Annotated in this window: 8 protein-coding genes and 2 tRNA genes; 5 read left to right on the plus strand and 5 right to left on the minus strand. The window is 38.7% G+C overall.

The annotated features are described in order from the left end of the window. The 3 genes from HGJ91_RS13620 to HGJ91_RS13630 form a co-directional block, all read left to right on the plus strand. A partial coding sequence (locus HGJ91_RS13620; protein ID WP_291348361.1) for a class I SAM-dependent methyltransferase occupies positions 1-927 on the plus strand: 927 nt, incomplete at its 5' end. Then, the gene (locus tag HGJ91_RS13625) at positions 920-2,527 is read left to right on the plus strand and encodes an adenylate/guanylate cyclase domain-containing protein (protein WP_291348362.1); all 1,608 of its coding nucleotides are present in this window, start codon (positions 920-922) and stop codon (positions 2,525-2,527) included. The genes HGJ91_RS13620 and HGJ91_RS13625, both read left to right, overlap by 8 nt. A 39-nt stretch (positions 2,528-2,566) precedes the next feature. Then, the gene (locus HGJ91_RS13630) at positions 2,567-3,106 is read left to right on the plus strand and encodes an isochorismatase family protein (protein ID WP_291348363.1); all 540 of its coding nucleotides are present in this window, start codon (positions 2,567-2,569) and stop codon (positions 3,104-3,106) included. A 21-nt stretch (positions 3,107-3,127) separates the two neighbouring features. On the opposite strand, the gene rpe is transcribed toward HGJ91_RS13630, so the two are convergent. From rpe to HGJ91_RS13655, 5 genes are read right to left on the minus strand one after another with little or no spacing between them, the layout of a single operon-like run. Beyond that, positions 3,128-3,778 carry a ribulose-phosphate 3-epimerase gene (gene rpe, locus HGJ91_RS13635; protein ID WP_291348364.1) on the minus strand — a complete coding sequence of 217 codons (651 nt, stop codon included), beginning with the start codon at positions 3,776-3,778 and terminating at the stop codon, positions 3,128-3,130. Between the two features lie 30 nt (positions 3,779-3,808). Beyond that, positions 3,809-5,170, minus strand: coding sequence for a 16S rRNA (cytosine(967)-C(5))-methyltransferase RsmB (rsmB, locus tag HGJ91_RS13640; protein ID WP_291348365.1), 1,362 nt, complete (start codon positions 5,168-5,170; stop codon positions 3,809-3,811). Beyond that, on the minus strand, positions 5,167-6,117 hold the full coding sequence (gene fmt / locus HGJ91_RS13645) for a methionyl-tRNA formyltransferase (protein ID WP_291348366.1): 951 nt from the start codon (positions 6,115-6,117) through the stop codon (positions 5,167-5,169). Before fmt ends, rsmB begins: the two co-directional genes overlap by 4 nt. Then, the gene (gene def / locus HGJ91_RS13650) at positions 6,077-6,652 is read right to left on the minus strand and encodes a peptide deformylase (protein ID WP_291348367.1); all 576 of its coding nucleotides are present in this window, start codon (positions 6,650-6,652) and stop codon (positions 6,077-6,079) included. Before def ends, fmt begins: the two co-directional genes overlap by 41 nt. Next, positions 6,639-7,583 carry a bifunctional riboflavin kinase/FAD synthetase gene (locus tag HGJ91_RS13655; protein ID WP_291348368.1) on the minus strand — a complete coding sequence of 315 codons (945 nt, stop codon included), beginning with the start codon at positions 7,581-7,583 and terminating at the stop codon, positions 6,639-6,641. The genes def and HGJ91_RS13655 overlap by 14 nt, the downstream gene beginning before the upstream one ends. Positions 7,584-7,707: 124 nt before the next feature. On the opposite strand from HGJ91_RS13655, the gene HGJ91_RS13660 reads away from it, so the two are divergent. After that, a tRNA-Leu gene (locus HGJ91_RS13660) sits at positions 7,708-7,794 on the plus strand. 22 nt (positions 7,795-7,816) lie between these two features. Then, positions 7,817-7,901 (plus strand) — tRNA-Leu (locus HGJ91_RS13665). Positions 7,902-8,216 lie beyond the last annotated feature (315 nt).

Here is an 8,216-nt window from a genome sequence, read left to right on the forward strand (position 1 = left end):
GGACTTACATTTTTTTCCAATTTTTTTATGAAAATAAGGGAAAAAGAGAAAGAGAATATTGAATACCACTACAATGTTCCCAGTGATTTTTATCAACTCTTTTTGGGGGAAACAATGGGATACACTTGTGGGTATTATGTAAATGAAAATGCGACAATGGATAATGCCCAAAATGAAAAAATGGATATTATCTGCAGAAAGTTAAGATTAAAAAATGGAGAAAAACTTCTCGATATCGGGTGTGGATGGGGGAATTTTGCTGTTTATGCAGCAAAGCATTATAACGTAAGTGTTACCGGGATTACATTGAGCTCAGAACAGAAAAAGTATGCTGAAAACTGGATAGAAAATCAAGGGCTTTCCCATAAAATAAACATAAAAATTTTAAATTACAGGGATCTTGGCTCGGACATATTTGATAAAATTTCATGCGTGGGGATGTCAGAACATGTAGGGAAACCTAATATGCTCAATTTTTTTAAAATTGTCCACAAAAGCCTTAGGAAGGGCGGGCTTTTCATGCAGCATACCATCACCACCAATATCAGAAGGAAAAAAGGGTATGAGAATTCGTTTCTGGATAAATACATGTTTCCGGGCGGTGAATTAATGTTTGAACACGATCTTGTGAACCTGGCATCGGCTTCCGGTTTCGAACTGCTGAGTGCAGAGAATTTCAGAACCCATTATATAAAGACGTTAAATGACTGGATAGTGAGGATGGAAAAACACAAAGACAACTTATTGAAGATCGTTTCTGATAATGTCTATCGTATTTATCATGTTTTTTTCATCGGGTCTTTGATTTCTTTCAGACAAAAGGAGATCTCTTTATTCCAAAATCTTTTTTATAAAACAGATACTGATAACAGCAGCACCGACACCTTTTTAAGCCCGTATTCTAAAAATGAAACACGAATTGCCTGATATAGACAAATTTGAACGGATTGTCTTTAAGAAAAAAAACACACTGGATCTTCTTTTATCTTTTTCATTAAAATTGATGCAAGCCAGACAAGTAGGGCTTTTGCTTGGAACCAACAAAACCTATTTTAAATTTTTACCCCCTGACAAATGGGACAGGGGCGTCATGCATAAATTTAATGGAAAGGGTTTTTCCGGCCTGATTTTGAAATATTTTGGAACCCTCATCGTTAAACACAAAGGATTGTCGCCTGTCAGGCTGTATAAAGACACTCAATTTGGTGAAAAAAAGGAGAGCGACGGTGTCATTTCTTTTGTCCTTAGAAAACATAAAGATTTTTACGAAAAAGGCATTAAAATCCTCGTCATTGATAACATATGTGATGCAGTAAACGACGATGAGAGTTATTCAAAGGTTCCTATTTTTTCCTATAATGGTGATATGTTTAAAGTCTTGCCAGATTTAAAAATTAACAATGCCATAGCCAAACAATTCAAAGCAAAAAATTTTGTTTCAGCCTATATCCCGGATTATGGCGCCATTGTTTTTAACAGTATCAATGAAAATTTGCTGCAAAAAACAGGAGAGAAATTCATCCATGAACTGGAACTGAAAAAAAGATTAAATATTTTAATTTCAGCTATTGAGATGGCATCTCTTGCATATATCGGGTCTGCCAAAGGCAGACAGGCGGCACATATCATTTGGAGGAAAGAAAAAAGTCTTAGAAATACAGCACTGCAATTAAAAAATAAAGGGGTCGAGTTAAATGCCCAGAAAGAATACCTGAGAGCTGTGGGGGCTGTGAATGAAAAGCAGCTCACTATGGAAGCTGTCAATATAACAGATGGTGTGTATGCCTTCATGGATATGGTGGGCTCAGCAACCATAAGAAATAAGTTTAATCCCCGGGACTATTTTTTTATACTGAACCTGTGTCACCAGATAGCGGCCAATAATGCAAATCGTTATTCATGCAGGATAGATAATTTTATTGGTGATTCTGTTTTTATCCAGAACGTCTCCCCGTTTGATGATGAAAAAAATTATTTTTCAACGGGAGCACATGAAAGAATCATGTTGATGGTTTTTACTCTGGCCTCCATTTTTAATGAAATACATTTGTTGAAAACAGGACAGCATGATATGGATACGGCAGGAAGGGTGAAAGAATTGATTGATAAAACACAAACCAATATCAATTTCAGAGCTGGGATGGAAATTGGCACAGCACTGATCGGCCCCTTGGGAAGTCGTAAAAGGAGAATTGTAACAGCTATCGGTAAAGCCGTAGATGATGCGTCAAGGCTGGAAAGCAGTGGCATCCTGGAAGGAATTCACATCAGTGAGACTATAATGGCCATATTAAAGGATACCTGCATTACAAGGGATACGGGAACCATTTGGCAGATCATTTGTGAAACAAACGGTATGAAAGGATTAAATAACTCTGACAGCTTGAGCTTTTTTGATTGTTATAAGAAAGTATTTGGATTTGGAAAAAATGTCATTACTCAAAGGACAAATGTCTCATATAAGGAGTTTTCAAAAGACATTACGTATTGGATCAAATGCATCCCTGATTCAGATAATAGGGATTAAGCGTTTATAAGTAACATAAATAGTCAAAGGGAGGGAAGGATGTTTGCCATTGATAAGACCATTATGCTGTTGATTGATGTTCAGGGACAGTTGGCTCAGTTGATGTATGAAAAAGAAAAATTGTTTAAATCACTTGGAACTCTGATTCAAGGCATGAAAATTCTTGAAGTGCCAATTATCTGGATGGAACAGATCCCAAAGAATTTAGGCCCAACCACTGAAGCGATTTCAAAGTATTTGACAGGGGAAGAACCCATTGAGAAATTTTCTTTCTCCTGCTGCAGCGAACCTCAATTTATGGATAAATTCAAAAAAGCCGGAAGGACTCAGGTGCTTTTGACCGGGATTGAAACCCATATTTGTGTTTTCCAAACCGGACACGACTTAATCAATCAAGGCTGCGAGGTCCAGGTGGTATCAGATTGCGTGTCTTCCAGAACCAAAGAGAATAATGAGGTTGGTATTCAGAGAATTGTTCAGGCGGGCGGTCAGGTTACGTGTGTTGAAATGATATTTTTTGAATTGCTGCGGGCAGCACAGGGCGATAATTTTAAACAGATTGTCAAACTGATTAAATAGAGTGGCAACACCTTAAAAATTTTACATATTTTGGCGTAAACTTAAGATAGCTTCCTTGTAATCCTTTGTGTTAAAGATGGCAGATCCAGCAACAAAGGATGTGGCACCTGCCATGGAAACTGATTTGATGGTATCTTTATTGATTCCGCCATCAATCTGGATGATGGCATTTGAATTTTTTTCTTTAAGCATTTGAGATAAGGCTTTTATCTTATCAATACTGGATTCAATGAACCTCTGGCCGCCAAACCCCGGATTCACACTCATAATCAGAACAAAGTCAAGCTGGTCTGCAATCCATTTTATGGAAGCCAATGGTGTTGCCGGATTTAATGCCACCCCTGCCTTAACATTGAAACTTTTAATCAGCTGAAGGCTTCGGTGAAGATGAGGGCAGGCCTCCTGGTGAACTGAAATATAATCTGCACCGGCTTTGGCAAATTCAGGAATGATCAGATCTGGTTTTTCAATCATTAAATGTACATCAAGAACAAGATTGGATGCTCTTTTACATGCGTCAACAATGAGGGGTCCATAGGTGATATTGGGTACAAATTGTCCATCCATGACATCAATATGTATCCAGTCTGCTCCTGCCTGTTCAACGGTGATTAATTCTTCACCAAGTCTGGTGAAATCGGCTGATAGAATTGAAGGTGCGATAATTCCCATACTATAATATCTCCTGTATGATTAATAGTTTCACCTGGTTTTAGATTTTCTCTTTAACCGAACTGCAAAAAATCCATCCATATTGTTTGCATCCGGATATGTTTTTAAAAATCCCTTATGCGTCATTAATATAGAATAATTATCAGATTTAAAATCTTTATCAATTAAAAAATCTTTTCTTTTATCTAAAAATCTATAGATTACCTCTTCATTTTCTTCTTTTTCACAGGAACAGACAGCATAGACAAGGATTCCACCTGGTTTAACCAGATTTGCCGCCGCATTGAGCATTTTTTTCTGTTTGGCGGAAAGCCGTGCGATATCATTTTTTGATCGTTTCCATTTTGTATCGGGATTACGCCGCATTACGCCAAGTCCTGTGCAGGGTGCATCCATCAGGACACGGTCAAAATAAAAGTCAAAATTTTTAATAGATGTTTTTAACAGATTTATTGGTTTTGTTTGGATAATATCAATGCCCAGTCTTTTGGAATCCAGGAAAAGGGATTCAAGTTTTTGGGGTTCAATATCAGCAGCAATCAGTATTCCTTTATTTTCCATGAGCTGGGCAATATGGCCTGTTTTCCCTCCAAGACCTGCACAGGCATCCAGAATTTTTTCTCCGGGTCTGGGCGCCAGCAACTGGGTGATAATCTGTGCTGCTTCATCCTGGATTTGGAATAATCCAAGCTTAAATTCTTCAAATTCCTGAATAGGGAGACTGGGATTAGTAAAACTGATTCCCTGAGTCGCATAATCTGTCAATTGAATATTTTTTGCATTTAAAGAAAGTTTTTTGGCAAGGGATTGTCTTTCTATTTTTAACGTATTGGTTCGAAGGGTGATCTGAGGGATAGTGTTTATCTGCCGGCAAAGGGAGCAGGCAGGCTCAAATCCAAAAGCCCGTATCCATTTTTTTGACAGCCATAAGGGCATGGAAAATTTAACAGAAATAAATTTTTCCGCATTATCCTGTGCATCCGGCAAAGGAACCTTTGAAAAATTTTCTGCTGCATTTCTTAATACTGCATTAATATAGCCGGCAGTCTTTTTGTCTGAAAGTTTTTTTGCAATATTGATGGTTGTGTTAATGGCAGCAAAGATAGGAATTCTGTCCATGTAAATAATTTGAAACAGGGCGATTCGAAGCAGGTATAAAGGTTTTATATCAATTTTTTCAAAAGAAATGTTGGAAAATGACTGTATGACCCAATCAATGGATTCTCTTTGGCGAAGAACACCAAATATTAATGCATTACAAAGGCTTCTGTCATTTTTAGAAAGAAAGGATATCTCTTCTGAATAGCTTTCCAGGCTTTTATCAAGGGGGTGAGATGCTTTGTGCCAGAAAAGTAAAACATTTAAGGCTATGTGCCGGGGGTCTTTAATCATACAGAATCAAATTTTACAGGCGGATCGATTTTGTGGCCGCATAAAAATTCTCCGGCTTTCAATCGTTTTCCGGATGTTCCCATCAGCTCAAGGATGACAAGGCTGCCGTTTCCGGTTGCCACATGAATTCCCTCTTTGTCGCATTGAAAAATAACCCCGGGTTCTTGACGTGAGGGCAGATCAGAGGCTTGGGCTTTATAAATCTTAATCCTTTTGTTCCCAAGATTTGTAAAGGCTCCCGGCCAGGGTGTCATGGCATTAATGTGGGCACAGATCTGCCGATTCCCAAGAGCCCAGTTAATTTTTCCATCGCCTTTTTTCAGCATTTTTACATAGGTGGCCTTTGAGTGATCCTGGGGAGCAGGTTCAAGATGGTTGTCCAAAATGGCATGAATGGTTTCTACAATAAGGTCGGCACCGATTAACCCTAACCGGTCATGAATATCCTGGGCCGTATCAAGCTTGGATATGGGTGTTGTTGATGTCATCAGAATGTCTCCGGCATCCATATCTTTTGCCATGATCATGGTGGTTATTCCGGTAACCTTGTCCCCATTCAAAATGGATGCCTGAATGGGAGAGGCTCCCCTGTATTTTGGTAAAAGAGAGGCATGGATATTAATGGGAAGAACTTTGGGAATATCTAAAATTTCCTGGGAAAGGATCTGCCCAAATGCTGCAACAACAAAAAAATCAGGTTGGAGGGATAAAAGTTTTTCTTTGGCTTTTTCAGAATTGAGTTTTTCCGGTTGAAAAACATCAAGCCCCAGCGTCAGCGCAGCGGTTTTTACAGGTGAAGCTGTAAGTTTTTTCCCTCTGCCCCTGGGTCTGTCAGGTTGTGTAATAACAAGGCTGATATGAAAGTCATCCTGTGCTGCCAGCCGGCGCAAAGCAGGCACACTGAAATCAGGTGTTCCCATGTATATGATATTTGTCTTGTTCTTCACTGATCATCAAGTTTTTTTTAATTTTTTTTTTATACATAGCTCTTTTTAAAACGCTGATTCTATCAATAAATAAGATGCCGTCAAGATGATCGATTTCATGCTGCATGATGACTGCGAGAATCCCTTCTGCATCAAATTCAATTTTTATTCCTTCAATATTAAGCGCCTTGACTGTGACTTTTTTATATCTTTTTACATCAGCACTGTACTCCAATACACTCAAACAGGCTTCTTTCTCTGAAACAATACTGCCGGAGGCGGCAATGATCTCCGGATTAATCAAGGCTGTAAATTCCTGTTTTGAACCGTCATCATCTGGATTGGCTGCTTTGGAATCATAGACGAGAATCCTTTTGTTTACACCGATCTGGGGTGCAGCAAGTCCGACACCTGGCGCATTAAACATGGTTTCACCCATATCGGCAATTAATTTTTTTAAGTCATCATCGATACCATTTCCATCTGCATTGTTCACCTTGACGGACGGTTGCGACAGAGATTTTTCAGGGTATGTTAAAATCTTAAGAACAGCCATTTTTTTCTAAGATGTCCTTTGCAGTTTCTATATCTTTTTTAATCTGTTCAGAAAGTTCTTGAATATTGGCAAACTTTTTTTCATCTCTAAGCCGTTCAACCATATTGACGCGGAGTCTAGTATTATAAATATCATGGTTAAAATCAAGGATATGCACTTCAATGGTAAACATCTGGTCGCCAAAGGTCGGTGAAAATCCAATATTTGCAACACCCCAAAAATCACCTTTGGTTGTTTCTACAGTGACAGCATAAACACCAAGTTTGGGGCAGAGTTCATCATGAAGCTTGATGTTGGCTGTGGGAAAACCCAACTGGCTTCCGCCACGTTCACGGCCCTGGATAACTTTTCCCCTGATTTGGTAGTGCCGGCCAAGAAATTTCATGGCCTGATCAACTTTTCCGTTCGTAATAATTTTACGTATTCTTGTACTGCTGATTCTTTTCAAGTCTGAATCTGTATCATTTATCCAGTCAGAAACAATGGTTTTGAATCCGAGTCGGTCTTCCTGCGTTTTTAATAGATCAATATTGCCCCGCCTGTCTTTTCCAAATGAATAGTCCGCACCAATAATAATCGCTTTCATTCCAATTTTATTCACAAGAATTTTTTCAATAAAATCATGGGCAGTAATTGAGGCAAAGGCCATGTCAAATCGAATGCATAATAAAACATCTATACCGCAACTTTCAATGAGTTCAAGCTTCTGATCCCGCCTGGTAATCAGGGCAGGGCCTGAGATTCCCAATGCTTTTAGCGGATGAGGGGCAAAGGTCATGACAACCGATGTCCCGTTGATTTGTTTTGCTTTTTTTATCACTTGCCGGAAAAGACTTTGATGGCCTTTATGGACACCGTCAAAGTTGCCTATGGTAATGACAGCATTTTTAAATGGAGTATCAATTTGATCTATGTCTTTAAATAATTCCATGTTTACCTTTTCCTAATTTGGAACAATAATCTTGACAAAATTCAGAAACGAATATATATAGCCTAACTGTCATTTTTAAGCAATATTTAATTGTTTGACTATGTACGGCAAAAGAAGGCTCAGTGCCGAAGTGGCGGAATTGGTAGACGCGCTTGTTTCAGGGACAAGTGAGCGAACGCTTGTGGGAGTTCGAATCTCCCCTTCGGCACCAGATGATACAACCAAAGGGTTCAGCCGAAGTGGTGGAACTGGTAGACACGCTAGACTTAGGATCTAGTGCCGCGAGGCGTGGAGGTTCAAGTCCTCTCTTCGGTACCATATAACTAACCGGAATCTTTAGAGATTTCGGTTTTTTTATGAGGTCAAAAGGTGGTGCGGAAATGGTGCGGATGGTGCGCTTTCTTTTTCAGCACCTTTTTCTTTTTTGATATTTAATATTGTTTCTATTTTTTATAGACAAAAAGACTATCAGTTGAATCTATTAAAATAATTTCACAACCGAACTTACAAGAAAATTAGTTAATTAATAAATTAAACCTTCAGCTTTGCTGATGGTCCAAGCTTTGCTTTGCGGGTAAGTGAGAGATTTACAAAAACAGAATACCTCCTTAAAAAGGGTTTGTGGAGACCCTA

It is taken from the genome of Desulfobacula sp. (genome assembly GCF_014237455.1).
Classification (GTDB): domain Bacteria; phylum Desulfobacterota; class Desulfobacteria; order Desulfobacterales; family Desulfobacteraceae; genus Desulfobacula.

Bases quoted from the DNA above. Each gene is read 5' to 3' on its own strand.
- rsmB (WP_291348365.1), bottom strand. From the start codon at position 5,170: ATGATTAAAGACCCCCGGCACATAGCCTTAAATGTTTTACTTTTCTGG.
- rpe (WP_291348364.1), bottom strand. From the start codon at position 3,778: ATGGGAATTATCGCACCTTCAATTCTATCAGCCGATTTCACCAGACTT.
- HGJ91_RS13655 (WP_291348368.1), bottom strand. From the start codon at position 7,583: ATGGAATTATTTAAAGACATAGATCAAATTGATACTCCATTTAAAAAT.
- def (WP_291348367.1), bottom strand. From the start codon at position 6,652: ATGGCTGTTCTTAAGATTTTAACATACCCTGAAAAATCTCTGTCGCAA.
- HGJ91_RS13630 (WP_291348363.1), top strand. From the start codon at position 2,567: ATGTTTGCCATTGATAAGACCATTATGCTGTTGATTGATGTTCAGGGA.